Below are 17,688 nucleotides of genomic sequence, written 5' to 3' on the forward strand. Positions count from 1 at the left end.
CCTTGCCAACGGCGCCGCCATGACAGCCATACCCAGAACCCCTGGGCCCTCCGATCTTACGAATGACCAGAGCAACCACCCTTGAAAGGTAGGACAGCCATCATGAACCCCTCGCGCTGCGCTCAGCGGGAGCACCGGTCCCAGGCGCCGCGGCTGCCCGCATCCCTTCTGGCCGCTGATCGGGCCTTCGCACTGATGGGCAGACGCTGGAACGGCCTGATCATCGCGGCCTTGGCTAAAGGTCCGGCCGACTTCGCCCAGGTTCGCGATCGAATCCCTGGCATCAGCGACCGAATGCTCACCGAACGCCTCAGAGAACTGGCCACAGTTGACCTCGTAACCCGAACTGTCCCGCCCGGCCCGTCCTCGCGAATCCTTTACGCACTCTCATCGCACGGCGACGCCTTCCTCATCCCCCTGGCCACCGTGATCGTGTGGGCGGAGGACCACTTCCCCGCGACGGGTTCACCGGCATCGCACTGATGGCCTTACCGGATCGTTGAGTATCGCTCCCCCGCAGGTGCCGACATCCGCAGTTCCGGGGCGACGACTGTGCGACATCCACAGCCGCCCGGTGTCGGCGCTCGGATGCGTTGCACGTGCATTGACCTGGCTCTCCGCCCTGCCTGCGGACGCGGTTACAGGAAATCCGGGTCTCAGCGAATTCACCAGAAGGAGAAGTCCTGCCATGCGCAAGACGACACTGCTTTCCAGCACTCTCATCGCTCTGGCACTTTCGACGACGGTCGGCTGCGCCGACAATGCGCCGGCTCCGGCCCCGAGCACCGGGGCGGCGATGCGAAGCCCCGGCACTGCGCGTGGCGATGCAGGCATCACTTCACCCGCTGCTGGTTCGAAGGGCACCCCGGACACAACCGCAGCCGCTGAGGCCGGCAGTGACACGTCACTCACCATCGGCAGCAGTTACAGCACGCGGGCCACCGACTGCACGGGGCACGATGTCGTCATCGAAGGCCAGGCGAACACCATCGGGCTCACCGGTAGATGTGGAACGGTCACCATCGGCGGCCGGTTCAACACCGTCACCGTGGAGACGGCCGACACCATCAGGATCACGGGAAACTCCAGCGCGGTGATCGCGGAGACCGTCGGCGCCATCCGGTTGGACGGCGCCACCTTCGTCACCGTGCGCTGGGTCAACGGGACCGGTGGCAAGGAGCCCACCGTTTCCGGTAGCGGCAGGGCCTGCACCGTGGACAAGATCAGTGGACAGGAGTACGAGAACGGGATCAGGCGCTGACACAGTCAGGGCACGCGGCCTGTGGCCGCGGCACGCGCTCAGCAGGCGTCACGTCCGATCTTCCTCGGTTCGTGATCGCTCGATCGTGGGACTGATCGCCACGCGAGGCAACCGTTCGCCATGAGCATGCCGGGCTGCGCGTATGGACCGAATACCGCATCCGAGCGACTTGTCGGACGAGCATTGGGTGTTGATCGAGCCGATGATCACGGCCTGAAGCAGGGCGGGGTGAGGCGACCGGAGACCCCGGGACCGGTGATCTCCGGGAGGCCGTGAACGCGATCTTCTACCAGAACCGGACAGGCTGTCAGTGGCGCTACCCGTCTCACGATCTGCCGGTCCGGTCGGCGGTGTTCTACTACTTCACGCTCTGGCGCCAGGACGGGCCCGACCAGTGGATCCACGAACTCCCGCGCTGCCAGGTGAGGGAGAAGGTCCGCCGATCAGAGGACCCGTCCCTCATGATCACCGACACCCGGTCCGTGCCTGCGGCCGCGGGTGTCCAGAAGACCACGACGGGACTGGATGTGAACGAGAGGACACCGGGACGCAGGCGGGGACTTGCCGTCGACGTGCTGGGGCCGGTCAGGCCACTGGATGCCGACCGGCGAGATCATCGAAGTGCGCGCCGACGTGGCTCATCGACTGCGGCGGGAAGTTCGGCGGGATGAGCGAGTGCCTCCTCGTCGGGAACGCCACCGTCCATAGCCGCGCAGTCTTCCCCGACACCGTGCCCTTCGCCGTCGCCACCCTCAACTAGCTGATGGCAGTGGCGCGGCACGTGGTCAACCGTTCCCGGGCGGCCCCGGGGACGAGGCGTTCGACTTCGGCGCCAGGCCACGGAGGGATGGTCAGCCGACGTGGCAGCCATTGCACCGCCGTACTCCCCCGGCGATCCCTCTCCGTACAATTTGATCCCGAACGACCAGTGTCAGAGAGAGGGAGCCCCCTGTGCCCGGCCATCGATCGATTACCGAAGCCGAGAAACTCGCCGCACAGAGGCTCGGCGGTTTCCCGATACGCCGGGATCAGATGGCGGCGGTCGCCAACATCCACCGGGCCGCGGCGGCGGTGCGCCAGCACCTGGAGAACTCCGTGCTGCGGGGCTCCGACCTGACCTGGACCGCCTTCGTCGTCCTGTGGGTCGTCTGGGTGTGGGACGAGTCGGAGACCCGGCATGTCGCGGAGGAGGCGGGGATCTCCAAGGGGACGCTGACGGGTGTGGCCCGCACGCTGGAGTCGCGTGGGCTGCTCAGGCGGGCCGGTCATCCGACGGACGGGAGGCTGGTCCTGCTCAGTCTCACGGACGAGGGCGAGCAGCTGATGCAACGGCTGTTCCCGCAGTTCAACGAGGAGGAGGCCTTCGTCACCGGGCAGCTCACCGACGACGACTGCCGCGGTCTCGCCGACATGCTGCGCCGCGTCGTGCTTCAGGTGGAGGACCACGGTGAGGAGCGCCGACAGTCCCTGCTGGACGGAGCGGAGCCGGCACCCCGACGCAGCGGGCGCCGGCCCAGGGCCTGAATCTCAGCGGGCTGGCCGGGCCTCCCGGACGAGGGCGTCGAACAGGCCCTGCTGCGCGGCGTTCCGGTGCGCGGTGTCCTCGGGATGCCACTGCACGGCCGTGAACCAGCTGCGGGCGTCGGGGAGTTCGAGCCCCTCGACAGTGCCGTCGGCAGCCCGTGCGGTCACCCGTACTCCGTCGCCAGGCCGGTCGACGCGCTGGTGGTGGTAGCAGGACACCTCCACCTTCTCCGCGCCCGTCGCCGCTGCGAGGACCGACCCGGGCTCCAGTGTCACGGGATGCACGACATGGCGATGTTCGCGGTCCGTTCCGCCCATGTCCTGTTCCAGGGTGCCGCCGAGGGCGACGTTGGCGACCTGGAGTCCGCGGCAGACGGCCAGCAGGGGCAGGCCCGACTTCAGTGCCTGCCGGGCGACTTCGAGGTCGAAGCCGTCCTGCTGTTCGTCGACGTCGTACACGCTCTCGTGAACCCCGTCCACTCCGTAGCGGTACGGCGCGAGGTCCCCTCCCCCGGGCAGCAGCACCCCGTCGAAGCGGGCGAGGCGGGCGGCGACCTCCGCCGGATCGGCGGTCCCGCCGGGGGCGTGCGGGTGGATGGTCGCGGGTTCGCCGCCCGCCCGCCACACCGCCTCGACGAGGGCCCGCGCGGTGACTTCCGCGGTGTATCGCAGCGCGGAGGCGGTGGCGGAGAAGCGGGCGGGCAGGGCGATCAGCGGGCGCGGCGGGACAGTCACAGCTGGATCCAGGTCGTCTTGAGCTCGGTGTACTTCTCCAGGGCGTGCGCGGACTTGTCACGCCCGTTGCCCGATTGCTTCATCCCGCCGAAGGGCACGGTCAGGTCGCCCTCCTCGTAGCAGTTCACCCACACCGTGCCCGCCTTGAGGGCGCGGGAGACCCGGTGGGCGGTGCCCAGGTCCGAGGTCCACAGACCGGCGGCCAGGCCGTACTCGGTTGCGTTGGCCAACTCCACGGCTTCCTCAAGGGTGTTGAAGGAGATGATGGAGAGGACGGGCCCGAAGATCTCCTCGCGCGACAACCGGGCGCCGGGGTCGACCCGGTCGAACACGGTCGGTTCGACGAAACTGCCGCCGGAGTCGGTACGGGTGCGCGCGCCTCCCGTGCGCAGCCGGGCGCCCTCGTCGACGCCCTGCCGCACATGGCCGAGTACGCGCTCCAGGTGTCCTTCGCCGACAAGTGCGCCCATCTCGGTCGCCGGGTCCAGGGGGTCGCCCACCCGCAGCTCCCGGGCCCGTGCGACGACGGCCTCGGTGACCCGCTCGGCGACGGAGGAGTGCACGAGCAGCCGGGAAGGTGCGGTACACATCTCACCCTGGTTGAAGAAGATGCCCCAGGCGGCCGTCGCGGCGGCCTTCTCCAGGTCGGGGGCGTCGGGGAGGACGATGTTGGGAGACTTCCCGCCCAGCTCCAGCCAGACGCGCTTCAGGTTCGAGTCGGCGGAGTAGCGCAGGAAGTGCCGGCCTACGGCGGTGGAGCCGGTGAAGGCGAGCACGTCGACGCCGGGGTGGAGTCCGAGCGCCCGGCCGGCGGACGGACCGTCCCCGGTGACCACATTGAGCACGCCCGGGGGCAGCCCGGCCTCAGTTCCGAGCCGGCCCAGCAGCAGGGCGGACAGCGGTGATTTCTCGGAGGGCTTCAGTACGACCGTGCAGCCGGCCGCGAGTGCCGGGGCCACCTTCCAACTCGCCAGCGTCAGAGGGAAGTTCCAGGGGACGACGGCGCCCACGACACCAGCCGGCTCACGGGTGACGAGGGCGAGCGCGTCCGGTGCGGTGTGCGGGGACTCGTCCGTCAGCTTGTCGGCCAACTGCCCGTACCAGCGGAAGGTGTTGATGGCCGCGCGGAGTTCGATGTCGTGGGCGTCCGTGACCGGCTTGCCCATCTCCAGGCTCACCGTGAGGGCCAGCGATTCCCGCTGTTCTTCGAGGAGTTGGGCGAGGCGGAGCAGGACGCGGCCTCGTTCGGCGGGGGCCAGGCGTGGCCACGGGCCGGTGTCGAAGGCGCGGCGGGCGGCGACCACGGCCGCGTCCACCTCGGCGGGCCCGCCGTCGGCGACCTCGCCGACCACCTGACCGTCGCGCGGGGAGACGACTCGGAAGGTGTCACCAGCCCCGGGTTCGTCGGCACCGTCGATGTGGTGGGCGCCGTACACCTGGAACGCCTTGGCGCGACGGAGCCATTCGTCATGGGTGACGACCGGCATGGGGATCTCCACTTTCGTCATCGGGTGTGGGGAGGGCGGTGCGTTGCTTGGGGCAGGTGGTGTCCGCACCTCCGGTGCGCGCCCGTATCGTCGGACGCGCACCGGGGAAGGGACACTCAGCCGTCGGCGTTCGACGCTCCTCGGCGGCTCAGCCGCGCGGTCACGATGCTCAATGCCATGACCACCGGGACCGACAGCGCGAGCCAGAGAGCCGTGGCACTGTCGCCGCCGATGAGCGTGGTGAAGTTGGCGAGGATGAGCCAGACGGCGCCGGCGACCGCGAGCGTGGCCAGGACGGGGGCGACCAGCGTGTTCCACAGCCGGACCTCCAGGCGTTCGCGGCGGAAGAAGACCACCACGGACACCGAGGTCAGCAGGTACAGGAGCATCATCGCCAGGACGGCGACCCCGCTGAACCAGGAGAAGAGCGTCAGGACCGGGTCCTTGTCCGCGATTGCGAACGGCACCACCAGGGCCACCGCGACGAGGGTCTGCACACAGCCGGCAGTCCAGGGCGCGTGGCGGGTGTTAAGGGTGCACAGGCGGCGGGGCAGCAGTCCGTCGCGGCCGAGTGAGAAGAGATAGCGGTTGGCCGAGTTGTGGAAGGTGAGCAGGCCGGCGAAGAGGGAGGTGGCCAGCAGGACCGGCAGCACGTCGTTGACCCAGCCGCCGAACTGCGCGGCGATCGGGGTGAAGACGAACGCCGTGGAGTCCCCACTCGTCAGTGCTCTGCCCGCCGCCGCAACGGCCTTCGAGGGGCCGTACGCGGCGACCAGCATCCAGGAGGTGAGTGCGAAGAAGCCGACGACCACGACGACCGCCAGGTAGGTGGCGCGGGGGACCGTCTTCTTCGGCTCGCGCGCCTCCTCGCCGTAGATCGCGGTGGCCTCGAAGCCGAACATGGAGGCGACGGCGAACATCACGGCCACGCCCGGTGCGCCCTGGGTCACGGCGCTCGGTGAGAACGTCTCGGTGAAGCCGAGGCCTTCCGGACCGCCGCCCTTGACGAGGGTGACGAGGCTGAAGGCCAGCAGGATGCTGAACTCCGCCAGGACGAACACGGCCAGCAGCTTGGCACCCATGTCGATGCCGGTGGCGCCGAGGACCTGCACGACGGCCATGGTCAGCAGCGACCACACCCACCACGGCAGGTCGAGTCCCGTGTGGGCGTCGACCAGGCCGCTGACGATGGAGCCGTACAGCCCGTACATGGCGGCCTGGATGGCGCAGTACGCGAAGAGCGCCACGCCCGCGCTGCCGGCCCCGGTGGTGCGGCCGAGTCCGGTGCCGATGTAGGTGTAGAAGGCGCCCGCGTCGACCACGTGCCGGCCCATGGTGACGAAGCCGACCGAGAAGAGCAGGGTCACCACGCCGACCAGGACGTAGGCGCCGGCGGTGCCGGGACCGTTGCCGATGCCGACGGAGATCGGGACCGCTCCGGCGATGCCGGTCAGCGGCGCCTGGGCGGACAGAACGAGAAAGAGGATGCCCAGCACGCCGAGCGCGTTGGGTTTGAGCGTGCCTGCCGTGGGTTCGTCCCGCACGGACCGCTGGGATGCGACCGCCTGACTGTCCACTCGGATCACCTGCCATGAAAGGGGATGGTCGTTTCAGGCCAAACGAGTTGCCTCATCGTGGGGCGGAACTATCCGTTTGGCAAGGGGGTGGCGCGGGGGAATCCGTGTGCGACGCGGATTTCTTACGGGGTCGTGATCGGCGAGAGGCGGGAGCGGGAGGTCACTTCCCGTCGCGCTCCCGTGCGAGCAGCCGCAGGACGTTGCGCAGCTCGTCGAGGGCGTCCTCGATGACCTCGCGCTCGCCGAAGACCAGTTGGTGCAGAACCAGGCCCTCCAGGGTGGCGAACACCATCCGGGACAGGCCCTCGTCGACAGGTCCGGGCAGCATCTGGGTCAGCTCGCGCCGGGTGGCGGCGAAGTACTCGTCGTAGAGCGCGCGCAGGTGGGACAGCAGCTCCGGGCGGCGCCGGGACTCCAGGAGCAGTTCGTACTGGAAGGCCTGGAGGTCCGGCCCCGAGTCCACCATCTCGGTCAGACCGTGCGAGAAGTCCTCGGGCCTTCCGGTGCCGGGTTCGAGGTCGCTGCTGCTGAGGGAGGAGCGGATGGCGTGGGAGAGCGCCTCCTCGATCAGCGCGTCGCGCGTCCCGAAGTGGTGCACCACGAGCCCATGGGTGACCCCCGCCTCCTCCGCGACGGCGCGGTAGGTGAGCCCGCGCAGCCCGCCACGTGCCACCACGCGCACCGCGGCGTCCAGCAAGGCCTCGCGGCCCTCGCCGTAGGTGACACGCTTGCGGGGGCGGCGGCCGGCGGACTCGGTCATGCGGGCGACCCTACCGGCGCCGGGGTGCTCACAGGCGCGGCGGACGGATGCCACGGAATTCCCAGTCGCCGCCGAGCGCGGTGGACAGTACTTCCTCGGATTCGGTGGGCTGGGCGCCGACGTCGGTGCGGATGGCGGCGGGTCCGGTGACGACGTGGTTGGTGAGTCTGCCCAGTCCTTCGACCTCGACCTCGACGACGTCCCCGGGCTGGACGGGACGCGAGTTGGCGGGCGTGCCGGACAGCAGCACGTCGCCCGGGTAGAGGGTGATGGTGCGGGCGATGTCGGCTACGAGGTAGTGCATGTCCCACTTCATCTCGTCGGTCGAACCGTCCTGTACGACCTCGCCGTTGACGTATGTCCGCAGCCGCTTGCCGCGGAAGTCCCAGTCGGTGACCAGGCCCGGGCCGAGCGGGCAGAGGGTGTCGGAGCCCTTGACGCGGAGCATGGAGCCGGCGTCTGTGTCGCGGAAGTCATGCAGGCCGTAGTCGTTGGCGACGGTGTAGCCGGCGATGTACTCGCCGGCCTCGGCCGGGGAGACGTTCCGCGCGGTCCTGCCGATGACGATGGCGACCTCGCCCTCGTAGTTGAGCCACTTGCAGCCTTCGGGGCGGACGATCGCGCCCTTGTGGGAGTTCAGGGAGGAGGTCGGTTTGTGGAAGTAGGTCGGGGTGTCCGGGAGATCGATCCGGAACTCGTCCACCCGGCTGCGGTGGTTGAGGTGGACGGCGACCACCTTGGACGGGACCACCGGGGGCAGGTGCAGCGCGTCGTCGGTCTTGACGCGGCGGCCGTCCCCGGCGACGAGTTCGTCCCCGTCGACGGTGACCTCGACGGTGGAGCCGTCCAGCAGAATGCGGCGGTACTCGGGCATGTCGCTCTCCTAGGGGCGGCTGTGCGGGGTGCGAGGTGAGGGGGGTACCGGCAGGTCGCCGCCGGTCCAGCCCGTGGCGGGGCGGTCGAACCAGAGGTGAACCTGGCCGGTGCCGACGGAGTTCTCGTACTCGCCGTATTGGCGGGCCCTTGCCGTACAGGCCTGTTCGCCGAGGGCACCGGCCAGCATCAGGTAGTGGAAGAACTTCGCCTCGGGCTTGTACTTCCAGAACTCCTCCATGGTGTCGAGGACCTTGTCGTGTCGGCCCTCCTTGAACCAGGCGATCCGCTCGTAGTCCGCCTCGCGGGCCTCGGGCGTACGGATGTGCGCGGGGTCGCTGGCCTCGTGGTCGCGGATCTCGCGCAGCGGCCAGAAGGTATGCGAAAGGGCACCGGACGCGATGACCAGGACCCGGCGGCCGGGAGTGGCCGCGATGCCGCCGGCGAGCGCGCGGCCCAGGCGCAGATGGTCCTCCATGTCCCCGGTCTGGCAGACGCCGATGGTGACCCACCGCTTGTCCGGCAGTCCCTCGCCGAGGAACTTCCAGAGGTTGATGGTGGCGTAGTACACGGGCAGGTAGTCGTCCTCGATCGGGGTGATCCAGGTGCCGTTCCGGTCGGCGAACTCGGCGATGTTGTGGGCGAGTTCGGGGTCGCCGGGGTAGTCGTACGGCATCCGGCACATGCCGCGCGGCAGCTCCTCGGAGGTGAAGAGCCCGGCGCGCCGCTGCTGGGCGGTGACCACGAACTCGACGGTCGTCGCCCAGTGGGAGTCGAGGACGACGACGGTGTCGTAGTCGTCGCGGTCGAAGACGTCCTCGCGGAGCTGGCGGAGACCGGTGACGAGGGTGATCTCCTTGCCCTCGTTCAGCTCCAGCCGATCCGCCTCGGGCAGCACGATGGTGGGGACATGGGCCAGCAGGCCGGCCCCGACGATCTCACCCATGGTTGTTCCATCCGTTCGGGGCGGAGACGGTGTTCTTCAGGTCGCAGTAGAAGTCGAAGCTCCAGGTGCCGCCCTCGCGTCCGACACCGGAGAGGCGGGAGCCGCCGAACGGTGCCCGGAGGTCGCGCACGAAGAAGCAGTTGACCCAGACCGTGCCCGCGACCAGCCGCGCGGTGACGCGCTCGGCGCGTTCGCGGTCGCCGGTGGCGAGGGTGGCGGCCAGCCCGAAGCGGGTGTCGTTGGCGAGCCTGACCGCTTCCTCCTCGTCGGCGAAGGTCTGGAGGGTCAGGACCGGTCCGAAGACCTCCTCCTGCACGATCTCCGAGTCCTGGGCGACGTCGGTGAGGAGGGTGGGTTCGTAGTACTGACCGCCGTTGCAGTGGCCGCCGACGACGACACGGGCCCCGGCCGCGACCGCCCGCTGCACGAACCCGTCGATCTTCTCCAACTGGCGGGAGTGGATGGTGGGTCCGAGGTCGGTGGCCTCCTCACGTGGATCGCCCTGGACCAGAGCCGAGGCCTTCTCCTCGAACCGTCGCGTGAACTCCTCGGCGACGGACTCCTCGACGAGGATGCGGGTGGCGGCCAGACACACCTGGCCGGCGTTGTCGTATTGCTCGACGGCGAGGTCCACGGCGAGCTCGAGATCAGCGTCCGCGAACACCAACAGCGGTGACTTGCCGCCGAGTTCGAGGCTGAGCGGGGTGAGGTGGGCGGCGGCCGACGCGGCAATCCGCCTGGCCGTGGGCACTGAGCCGGTGAAGCTGATCCGGCGTACATCCGGGTGCGAGGTGAGGGCGTCGCCGATCTCCGCGCCGTAGCCCTGGACGACGTTGAGGACACCGGGCGGCAGTCCGGCCTCGGTGGCGATGTCGGCCAGCAGAGAGGCCGTCAGCGGGGACCACTCGGCCGGCTTGAGGACGACGGTGTTGCCGGCCGCCAGGGCCGGGGCCACCTTCCAAGTGGCCAGCATCAAAGGGGCGTTCCACGGGGTGATCAGGACGCAGGGGCCGGCCGGGTCCCAGCTCACGTGGTTGGTGTGGCCGCGCGTCTCGAAGTCGTCGTGGTCGAGGGTGAGCAACCAGTCGGCGAAGAAGCGGAAGTTGTGCGCGACGCGGGGCATGACGCCACGGCGGTGCGAACGGAGGAGAGCGCCGTTGTCGTGGGTCTCGACGATCGAGAGTTCCTCGATGCGCTTCTCGACGCCGTCGGCGATGGCGTGCAGGATGCGGGCGCGCTCGGCGCGGGGAGTGGCGGCCCAGCCGGGAAACGCCTCGCGGGCGGCGCCGATCGCGGCCCCGGCCTCGGCTGGGCCGCCGCGGGCGATCGGGCCTAGGAGTTGGCCGTCGATGGGGGAGACGTCGTCGAAGGTGTCGGGGGAGGCGACGCGTCGGCCGCCGATGAAGTGCCGGGTGTCGACGGGGACTCCGGCGACGATGATCTTCTCTGGCATGGGAAGGGCTCCTGACGCAAAGGGGCGACGGGCGGACAGGGGGGACTAGTCGGCAGTTGCCGCCGATGTGCCGGACTCCAGCAGTCGGCCGCCGTCCCAGACGACCCCGACCTGTCGGTAGTACGCGGCGATCGGCTCGCGGACCTCCAGCCGGGCCAGCTCCTCCGTGGGTGCCTCGAACAGCGCCAACTCGGCGTCTCCGACCCAGGGTTGACCGCCCTCGAAGGCGGCGGCGCCCGTCTCGATCAGTTCGTCGAGTGCCAGGCCCTTGCCCTTCTCTATGGAGGGGAGCCAGCGGTGATGAGCCATGGGGTGGGCGTTCACGAACCCGTTCGCCTCCGTGGGTTCGCGCAGGGTCACCACGGTCTCGGCGAGGCGCCGGTCGGCCGCGGCGAGGGTCGCGCCGAAGCGGGCGCCCGCCTCGACGCGGGGCGCGGGGCCGTAGGGATGCGGCCGTGTCTGGTGGATGGAGCCGAGCTTCTTCGGATAGCCCTGGTGCAGCCCGCGCGCGATCGCGAAGTCCTTGTCGACCCAGATGTACACGCACCGCGAGTACGTCCGGCCCCGGAACGAGCAGCGCACGACCGCGAACGCCTCCTTGTACTGGGCGAGCACGGGGTCGAGCAGTTCGTCCCCCGTCTGCGAGCAGGACTGCCAGTCGGCCCAGATCAGCGCGACCGCACCGGGGTCCTCGTCGGCCAACTCCAGTGGTTCTGGAAGCAGTTCACGCACCCTTGCGGGATCCGTGCGGTACTCGACGGTGAGCAGGTCGCCGGAGTAGCGCCAGGGCGGCGCGGGGATCAGTGACGACGATCCGGTCGCGGTCTTGGGATGGAAGTAACCACGGACGCTGGCCATGACGTTGGTTCCTTACGCGGTGAGGGCGGGCTGCTGGAGGAGCGCGGTGCGGTAACGGGCGGCCCGCGCGGCCGTCGTGGGTGCGCCGAGCGCCACGACGCCGACGAGCAGGTCCTCGCGGTGGTAGCCGGCGATGAGGTCGCCGTCCGGGTCGCCGTCCAGGACCCGGACGTCGTCGAGGCCGAGCAGGGGCGAGCCGAAGGACTGCAACCGGAAGTCGTGCTGGTCGCTCCAGAAGGTGGGCAGCGGCGCGAAGGCTCCCAACTCGCCCTGGGAGTCGGTGAGATGGGCGACGAGACTCCTCGCCGCGTGTTTGGCGCTGTCCGTCGGGATCGACCAGTGCTCCACCCGGCGCGGCACCCCGTCGTAGCGGGCGTTGGGGAATCGGGCCACATCGCCGACCGCGACGACGGACGGCAGCCCACCTACCCGCAGCAACTCATCGGTGAGCACGCCGTCGCTCAGGTCGAGCCCATTGCCTTCCAGCCACTCGGTGTTGGCGAGCGAACCGACCGACTCCACCACCACGTCGGCGGCCAGGACGGTGCCGTCGCCCAGCACGACACCCGTCACCCGGTCGTCGCCCTCGAAGCCGGCGACCCCGGTACCGAGCGCGAAGCGCACCCCGTGCTGCTCGTGCCGCCGTACCAGGGCACCGGCCAGCAGTTCACCGAGCGGTCCCACCATGGGCAGCGGCAGCGGGTCGACGACGGTCACCTCGGTCACGCCGAGGCCCACGGCGGTGGCGGCCACCTCGCAGCCGATGAATCCGGCGCCCACCACGACCACGCGCACGCCCGGCCGGGTCAGTTCGGCGCGCAGGCCTTGCGCATCGGCGAGGGTGCGTACGGTGTGGCGGCCGGTGAGCGGTCCGGGGCAGCGCAGGCGCCGGGGGCGCATTCCGGTGGCGACGACCAGGCCGTCGTAGGAGAGGGTCGTGGTGTCGTCGAGGGTGAGGGTGCGTTCGGCGAGGTCGGCCGCTACGGCCCTTCGGCCGAGCCGCCATTCGACGTCGGCGGTGCTTGCCTTGGGGGTGAAGGCGAGGGAGTCGAAGGAGGCCTTGCCGGCGAGGACTTCCTTGGAGAGCGGGGGGCGATTGTAGGGCATGTGCGGTTCGTCGCCGATCACCGTCACCGAGCCGGTCCAGCCCGCCGTGCGGAGTTGTTCGGCGGCGCGCAGGCCGCCCATCGAGGCGCCGACGACGACCACGTTCCCGCCGGTCATCAGTCCTCGATCCGGATGGCCTGGAGCGGGCAGACGTCCGCCGCTTCCTCGACCTCGTCGCGCAGGGCGTCGTCCGGGTCGGGGACGTAGCCGAGGTGTCCGGCGTCGTCCAGCTGGAAGACGTCGGGTGCCGCGAAGACGCACTGGCCGTGGTCCTGGCACTTGTTCATGTCGACGACGACCTTCATGGCCGGCCTCCTGGAGTGAGGGCGTCGGGGAAGTGGTGGGGAGAGGGGCCCGGCACGGTGGCCGGGCCCCGGCCAAAGGGGCTCGAAGACCGCCCCTGACTCGTTTGGCTTCAAACAAGATAGGAAGCCGCCGAGGTGGGGTCAATACCTATCCGGATGGATAATTTTCTTGCCGTCGCCTCTTGCGGGATGCGAGGACCGCTCCTACCGTTTGGCGTCAAACAACATTGCCGGGGTCGCCCGCGACCGCTGTGTCCCGGCCCCTCATTCGCCCGCCTCCGGGCTCCCGACCCGGAAGTGCCCCACCGTCCGCCCGAGGAGACAACGGTGAGCGTTCAAGACATCCCGGAAGTCCGCCGCCACATGGAGCGACTCGCCGCCGAGGGCATCGACGTGGTCCGGGTGACCTACCCCGACCTCATCGGCACCGACCGCGCCCGCGACGTCCTGCTGGAGGAGCTGCCCCGGGCCGTGGAACACGGGCTCGCCTTCTGCCGGGCCGTCTACCACACCAGTCCACAGGGAGATGTGGTCCCGGTCCGCGGCGGCCTGGACGCGGGACTGCCCGACATCTGCGTACGCCCCGACCTGGACACCCTCGCGCCCCTCCCCTGGGAGCCCGGCGTGGCCACCTGCCTCGGCGAGGTTCTGGACCCGGCGACCGGCGCGCCCGCCCCCGAGTCCCCCCGCGACCTCCTCCAGGCCGTCCTCGACCGGTGCGCCGAGCACGGGCTGCGGCCCGTCGTCGGGCCCGAGCTGGAGTACTTCCTGTGCGAGCGGGACGCCGTCGCCGGCTGGCGCCGCTACGCGTCCGACCCCGGTGTCGTCTACACGGCCGGGCTGCGCGCCGACCCCGACAACCACCTCCTGCGCACCCTGCGCCAGGTCCGCGACCTGAACATCGGCGTGCTCAGCGGCAACCACGAGTTCGACGGCGGACAGTTCGAGATCAACCTCGTCCACTCGGAGGCGATGTCGGCCGCCGACCGGGCGTTCCGCTTCAAGGCCGCCATCAAGGAACTGGCCCGCAAGGAGGGCAGACTCGCCACCTTCATGGCGAAACCCTTCAACGACGCCGGAGGGTCCGGCTTCCACCTCCATCTGTCGAGCCACGACACCGAGGGCCGCAACGCCTTCGACGACCCGTCCGGGCCCTACGGCCTCTCGGCCACCGCACGGCACTCCGTCGCCGGGGTGATGGCGCACGCGCCCGCCCTCGCCGCACTCCTCAACCCCACCGTCAACTCCTACAAACGTTTCGGACCCGACACACTCGCGCCCTGGCTGATCGACTGGGGGCTCGACAACCGCAGCACCATGGTCCGCGTCCCGCCCGAGCGCGGCTCCGGGGCCCGGCTCGAACTGCGGCTCGGCGATGCCAGCGCCAATCCCTACCTCGCGATCGCCGGCACGATCGCCGCCGCCCTGCTGGGCGTGACGGCCGCGGAGGAGCCGCCCGCCCCGCTGGAGGGCTACGGCTACGACCCGGCCCGCTCCGCCCTCCTGCCGGGCACCCTGTCCGAGGCCCTCGACGCACTGGAGGCGGACACCGCCCTGGCCGAGGTACTCGGCAAGGACTTCACCACGTCCTTCCTCTCCTACAAGCGGAACGAGGTCGAGCGCTTCCAACGGCACGTCACCGACTGGGAGTTCACCGAGTACGCCTACCACCTGTGACATGCCGTACGACCCCGAGGAGCCACCGATGACCGAGACGACCCTGCCCGCCGCCGCGAACGAACCACTGCCTCTCGCGGCCGTCGACCTCGCGAACCTCGACAACTTCACCGACGGCGTGACCCCGTGGCGCATGTTCCACACCCTGCGCCACGAGGACCCCGTCCACTGGCAGCCCGAGGAGGCCCCCAACTCCGGCTTCTGGTCGGTGACCCGGCACGCCGACATCGCCCGGGTCGACCGGGACGCCGAGACGTTCACCTCCACCCGGTTCGTCAACCTCGAAGAGGTCGACGACGACCAGATCAAGAAACGCGCCTCCATCCTGGAACTCGACGGCGTCCGCCACCGGGCCCTGCGCAGCCTGATCCAGCGGCAGTTCGGGGCGGGGGTGATCAACAGCTACGCGGACTTCCTGCGCGGCCTGACCGCGAAGACCCTGGACGCGGCGCTGGCCAAGGGCAGCTTCGACTTCGTGAAGGAGATCTCCGCCGACTTCCCCATCAATGTGCTCGCCCGGCTGCTCGACGTCCCGCCGGAGGACAACCAGCGGCTCATCGACTGGGGCAACCGCATCATCGGCAACACCGACCCCGACTACGCCGACGTGCTCCTGCACAGCGAGGAGAGCGAGAAGTACCGCGACCTGCCGTTCCGTTCGCCCGCCTCGCTCGAAGTCTTCGAGTACGGGCGGGAGCTGGCCCGCCGGCGACGCGGCGGCGAGGGCACGGACCTGGTCTCCAAACTGGTCAACACCACCCCGCGCGACGGAGTCCCGCTCTCCGTGCAGGACTTCGACAACTACTTCCTGCTCCTGGTCGTCGCCGGCAACGAGACCACCCGGCACACCATCACCCACTCCATGCTGGCCCTGCTCCAACACCCGCAGCAGCTGGCCCGCTTGAAGGACGACCCGTCCCTGATCCCCACGGCGGTCGAGGAGTTCCTGCGCTGGGCGTCTCCCGTCTACCACTTCCGCCGGACCGCGACGCGGGAGGTCGAACTCGGCGGCAAACGCATCAAGGAGGGCGACAAGGTCGTCATGTGGTATGCCTCAGGGAACCGCGACGAGGAGGTCTTCGCCGACCCCTACGACCTCGATGTGGCCCGGCAGCACAACGACCACGTGACCTTCGGCAAGGGCAGCCCCCACCTGTGCCTGGGCAACCTGCTGGCTCGCACCGAGATCCGCATCATGTTCGAGGAACTCATCCCCCGCCTCGCGGACATACGCCTGACCGGTGAGGTCCCCCGCGTGCGCTCGAACTTCGTCAACGGCATCAAGAAACTGCCGGTGGAGGTGACGCTCGCGTGAAAGGAACCGAGTGAGGGTTCCGCGAGAGGTCAATGGTTCTCATCGCACTTGAGGGCGGCTTGTCGGCTTCCGGGGCCTCCCCGTCGGCCGAGCGCGTGATCTGCCGGGAAGTGCGGACGGGCGTCAGCCGTACCCGAGTGATCCAGCGGATGCGGCATGGGAGTTGATCAGGCCGGTCGTCACGGCCTGGACGACGAGGCACTCCTCGGTCAGCGGGCATGCGGGCCAGTACGAGATGCGGGAGGTCGTCAACGCGATCCTCTACCGGGCCCGGACCGGCTGCCAGTGGCGCCATCTGCCGCACGGCCTCCGCCCAAGAGCGCGATTTACTGCTACGCCCTCTGGCGCGACGACAGCACCCCTGAGACCGTCCACGACCTGCTGTGTCGGCAGACCCGGGAAATACGCAAGCGGCATGAGGACCCCACTGCCGTCGTCCTGGACTCGCAGACAGTGCGGACCCCGGTGAACGCGCTGAAGGACACGACCGGGCTGGATCCGGGCTTGAAGAGCCCGGGCCGCAAGCGGGGCATCGCCACCGTTGCCCTCGGCCTGATCATCACGGTGGCCGTGGTCGCCGCGAGCGTGCACGACAACGCGATCGGCATCGCCCTGCTGGACATGGTCGCTGCCACCGCACCCACGGTGACCAAAAGCTGGGTGGACGCCAGTTCAAGCGGGCTGTGATCGAGCAAGTCGCCGGCCCCGAGGCATCTACGTGGAGATCGTCGCACATGCCTCGGGGCAAGAGGGTTCACCCCGGGACCGAAGAGACGGGTGGTGGAGCAGACCTTCGGCACCCTCCGGCTGCGCCGCAGACTCGTGCGTGATTACGAGGTCCGGCCGGCCAGCTCGGTGGCGGTGATCCACTGGGGCAGGTACGCCCACTGGATGCCGGTGCGCAGGACGAAGAGGATCCCGCACAGGGCCTGGCGGTCTGGAACCCGAGCTCTGCCTTCGGCCAACTTCGGACCTGGTTCGGGCAGCAACGTCCCAATGAGCGACCCCAGTTCATCCGACACGATTCACGGCCGCGACTGAGGTCGCCCCAACACCACAGCAACGAACGGACAGGCCGACAGACACATGATCGATAGCTCTTCTTGGAGCCGGGAAGCCGCTCAGTACGCTCAGCTCAGCGGTCTCCGATGAACTCGGCCCACCATGTCGTGCCGTGCTCTGCCACCCGACAGCCGTGTGCTGCGGACAGGCAATCGACGATGATCAGCCCCCGGCCGTGTTCGTCCGGGTCGTCCGGCGTCTCGATACACCTCGGATCTCCAAACTTTCCTCCGTCCGTGATCTCGACGCGGACGCTCCGTGCCTCTGTGCGGCATATCGCGAGGAAGATCGGGGGCCGAGCGTGCCGGACTGCATTCGTCACCAGTTCGGACACCACGAGGAGTACGTCATCGGCAGTTCCGCCGAGGAGCAGCCACTCATGAAGCACTGGGGCAAGGAGGCTCCTGGCCGTCTGAGGCGCCCCGGCATCATGCACCAGGGCCCAGCGGCCGGACGCGGCATTTGATGTCAGGGACGGCAGCGCGGTCGCTGCGCGATTGCCGAGTCGCCGGGGAACCGGCGTGGCCAGGACCGGGGCGGCAGCCGGATGGAGAGGTGTCCCGCCGGTCAGGGGGAGGGCGTCACGGGTGACGTGGGCGGAGAAAAAGGAATGTGCATACATCACAAGGCATTTCACTCGACGGCGTTGACTGGCGGCGCGTCACGGACGGCGAGAAGTGTCTCTGGCGCTGTGATACCGGAGCGGTCCGTGAACAGGAAGCCGATAGGAGACCTTTGTTGCTCGTTT

The 17,688-nt window shown here is 69.5% G+C and carries 18 protein-coding genes and 2 pseudogenes; 8 read left to right on the forward strand and 12 right to left on the reverse strand.

Annotated features, from left to right (window positions below; genetic code table 11):
- Window positions 1-102 precede the first annotated feature (102 nt).
- From AB0I51_RS41040 to AB0I51_RS41055, 4 genes and pseudogenes are all read left to right on the forward strand, one after another.
- Window positions 103-483, forward strand: a complete 381-nt coding sequence (locus tag AB0I51_RS41040) for a helix-turn-helix domain-containing protein (protein ID WP_362983484.1) — start codon at window positions 103-105, stop codon at window positions 481-483.
- A 205-nt stretch (window positions 484-688) separates the two neighbouring features.
- Complete coding sequence (locus AB0I51_RS41045) at window positions 689-1,261, forward strand: DUF3060 domain-containing protein (protein ID WP_362983485.1); 573 nt, start codon at window positions 689-691, stop codon at window positions 1,259-1,261.
- Window positions 1,262-1,403: 142 nt separating this feature from the next.
- Window positions 1,404-1,842, forward strand: a pseudogene (locus AB0I51_RS41050) (transposase); the annotation flags it as partial.
- A 370-nt stretch (window positions 1,843-2,212) separates the two neighbouring features.
- Window positions 2,213-2,785 carry a MarR family transcriptional regulator gene (locus AB0I51_RS41055; RefSeq protein WP_362983486.1) on the forward strand — a complete coding sequence of 191 codons (573 nt, stop codon included), beginning with the start codon at window positions 2,213-2,215 and terminating at the stop codon, window positions 2,783-2,785.
- A gap of 3 nt (window positions 2,786-2,788) precedes the next feature.
- Here the strand turns inward: AB0I51_RS41055 and AB0I51_RS41060 are convergent, their stop codons facing one another.
- From AB0I51_RS41060 to AB0I51_RS41105, 10 genes are all read right to left on the reverse strand, one after another.
- Entirely contained in the window at window positions 2,789-3,520 is a 732-nt protein-coding gene (locus tag AB0I51_RS41060) for a gamma-glutamyl-gamma-aminobutyrate hydrolase family protein (RefSeq protein WP_362983487.1), read from the reverse strand.
- Complete coding sequence (locus AB0I51_RS41065; protein ID WP_362983538.1) at window positions 3,517-5,007, reverse strand: aldehyde dehydrogenase; 1,491 nt, start codon at window positions 5,005-5,007, stop codon at window positions 3,517-3,519. The genes AB0I51_RS41060 and AB0I51_RS41065 overlap by 4 nt, the downstream gene beginning before the upstream one ends.
- Window positions 5,008-5,123: 116 nt before the next feature.
- Window positions 5,124-6,584, reverse strand: coding sequence for an APC family permease (locus tag AB0I51_RS41070; RefSeq protein ID WP_362983488.1), 1,461 nt, complete (start codon window positions 6,582-6,584; stop codon window positions 5,124-5,126).
- Between the two features lie 160 nt (window positions 6,585-6,744).
- Complete coding sequence (locus tag AB0I51_RS41075; protein WP_362983489.1) at window positions 6,745-7,344, reverse strand: TetR family transcriptional regulator; 600 nt, start codon at window positions 7,342-7,344, stop codon at window positions 6,745-6,747.
- 28 nt (window positions 7,345-7,372) lie between these two features.
- Window positions 7,373-8,218, reverse strand: coding sequence for a fumarylacetoacetate hydrolase family protein (locus AB0I51_RS41080; protein WP_362983490.1), 846 nt, complete (start codon window positions 8,216-8,218; stop codon window positions 7,373-7,375).
- Window positions 8,219-8,227: 9 nt separating this feature from the next.
- The gene (locus tag AB0I51_RS41085) at window positions 8,228-9,163 is read right to left on the reverse strand and encodes a 3,4-dihydroxyphenylacetate 2,3-dioxygenase (protein WP_362983491.1); all 936 of its coding nucleotides are present in this window, start codon (window positions 9,161-9,163) and stop codon (window positions 8,228-8,230) included.
- Window positions 9,156-10,616, reverse strand: a complete 1,461-nt coding sequence (locus tag AB0I51_RS41090) for an aldehyde dehydrogenase (RefSeq protein WP_362983492.1) — start codon at window positions 10,614-10,616, stop codon at window positions 9,156-9,158. The genes AB0I51_RS41085 and AB0I51_RS41090 overlap by 8 nt, the downstream gene beginning before the upstream one ends.
- A 45-nt stretch (window positions 10,617-10,661) precedes the next feature.
- Window positions 10,662-11,474 (reverse strand): acetoacetate decarboxylase family protein, encoded by an 813-nt coding sequence (locus AB0I51_RS41095; protein ID WP_362983493.1) that lies wholly within the window; start codon window positions 11,472-11,474, stop codon window positions 10,662-10,664.
- Window positions 11,475-11,486: 12 nt separating this feature from the next.
- Window positions 11,487-12,698, reverse strand: coding sequence for an FAD-dependent oxidoreductase (locus tag AB0I51_RS41100; RefSeq protein WP_362983494.1), 1,212 nt, complete (start codon window positions 12,696-12,698; stop codon window positions 11,487-11,489).
- Complete coding sequence (locus tag AB0I51_RS41105) at window positions 12,698-12,886, reverse strand: ferredoxin (RefSeq protein WP_362983495.1); 189 nt, start codon at window positions 12,884-12,886, stop codon at window positions 12,698-12,700. Before AB0I51_RS41105 ends, AB0I51_RS41100 begins: the two co-directional genes overlap by 1 nt.
- Window positions 12,887-13,249: 363 nt before the next feature.
- On the opposite strand from AB0I51_RS41105, the gene AB0I51_RS41110 reads away from it, so the two are divergent.
- From AB0I51_RS41110 to AB0I51_RS41125, 4 genes are all read left to right on the forward strand, one after another.
- Window positions 13,250-14,563 (forward strand): glutamine synthetase family protein, encoded by a 1,314-nt coding sequence (locus AB0I51_RS41110; protein ID WP_362983539.1) that lies wholly within the window; start codon window positions 13,250-13,252, stop codon window positions 14,561-14,563.
- 28 nt (window positions 14,564-14,591) lie between these two features.
- Window positions 14,592-15,878 (forward strand): cytochrome P450, encoded by a 1,287-nt coding sequence (locus AB0I51_RS41115; protein WP_362983496.1) that lies wholly within the window; start codon window positions 14,592-14,594, stop codon window positions 15,876-15,878.
- A 163-nt stretch (window positions 15,879-16,041) separates the two neighbouring features.
- Window positions 16,042-16,347, forward strand: a complete 306-nt coding sequence (locus AB0I51_RS41120; RefSeq protein ID WP_362983497.1) for a transposase — start codon at window positions 16,042-16,044, stop codon at window positions 16,345-16,347.
- Window positions 16,344-16,565, forward strand: coding sequence for a hypothetical protein (locus tag AB0I51_RS41125; protein WP_362983498.1), 222 nt, complete (start codon window positions 16,344-16,346; stop codon window positions 16,563-16,565). Before AB0I51_RS41120 ends, AB0I51_RS41125 begins: the two co-directional genes overlap by 4 nt.
- Before the next feature lie 185 nt (window positions 16,566-16,750).
- On the opposite strand, the pseudogene AB0I51_RS41130 reads toward AB0I51_RS41125, so the two are convergent.
- Window positions 16,751-16,903 (reverse strand): annotated as a pseudogene (locus AB0I51_RS41130) (transposase); the annotation flags it as partial.
- Window positions 16,904-17,013: 110 nt separating this feature from the next.
- Entirely contained in the window at window positions 17,014-17,562 is a 549-nt protein-coding gene (locus AB0I51_RS41135; RefSeq protein ID WP_362983540.1) for an ATP-binding protein, read from the reverse strand.
- Window positions 17,563-17,688: the final 126 nt, after the last annotated feature.

Origin of the sequence: Streptomyces sp. NPDC050549 (assembly GCF_040655035.1) — a bacterium.
Taxonomy (GTDB): Bacteria; Actinomycetota; Actinomycetes; order Streptomycetales; family Streptomycetaceae; genus Streptomyces.

Bases quoted from the DNA above. Each gene is read 5' to 3' on its own strand.
- AB0I51_RS41040 (WP_362983484.1), top strand. From the start codon at position 103: ATGAACCCCTCGCGCTGCGCTCAGCGGGAGCACCGGTCCCAGGCGCCG.
- AB0I51_RS41045 (WP_362983485.1), top strand. From the start codon at position 689: ATGCGCAAGACGACACTGCTTTCCAGCACTCTCATCGCTCTGGCACTT.
- AB0I51_RS41065 (WP_362983538.1), bottom strand. From the start codon at position 5,007: ATGCCGGTCGTCACCCATGACGAATGGCTCCGTCGCGCCAAGGCGTTC.
- AB0I51_RS41075 (WP_362983489.1), bottom strand. From the start codon at position 7,344: ATGACCGAGTCCGCCGGCCGCCGCCCCCGCAAGCGTGTCACCTACGGC.
- AB0I51_RS41080 (WP_362983490.1), bottom strand. From the start codon at position 8,218: ATGCCCGAGTACCGCCGCATTCTGCTGGACGGCTCCACCGTCGAGGTC.
- AB0I51_RS41085 (WP_362983491.1), bottom strand. From the start codon at position 9,163: ATGGGTGAGATCGTCGGGGCCGGCCTGCTGGCCCATGTCCCCACCATC.
- AB0I51_RS41090 (WP_362983492.1), bottom strand. From the start codon at position 10,616: ATGCCAGAGAAGATCATCGTCGCCGGAGTCCCCGTCGACACCCGGCAC.
- AB0I51_RS41095 (WP_362983493.1), bottom strand. From the start codon at position 11,474: ATGGCCAGCGTCCGTGGTTACTTCCATCCCAAGACCGCGACCGGATCG.
- AB0I51_RS41100 (WP_362983494.1), bottom strand. From the start codon at position 12,698: ATGACCGGCGGGAACGTGGTCGTCGTCGGCGCCTCGATGGGCGGCCTG.
- AB0I51_RS41105 (WP_362983495.1), bottom strand. From the start codon at position 12,886: ATGAAGGTCGTCGTCGACATGAACAAGTGCCAGGACCACGGCCAGTGC.
- AB0I51_RS41110 (WP_362983539.1), top strand. From the start codon at position 13,250: ATGGAGCGACTCGCCGCCGAGGGCATCGACGTGGTCCGGGTGACCTAC.
- AB0I51_RS41115 (WP_362983496.1), top strand. From the start codon at position 14,592: ATGACCGAGACGACCCTGCCCGCCGCCGCGAACGAACCACTGCCTCTC.
- AB0I51_RS41135 (WP_362983540.1), bottom strand. From the start codon at position 17,562: ATGTATGCACATTCCTTTTTCTCCGCCCACGTCACCCGTGACGCCCTC.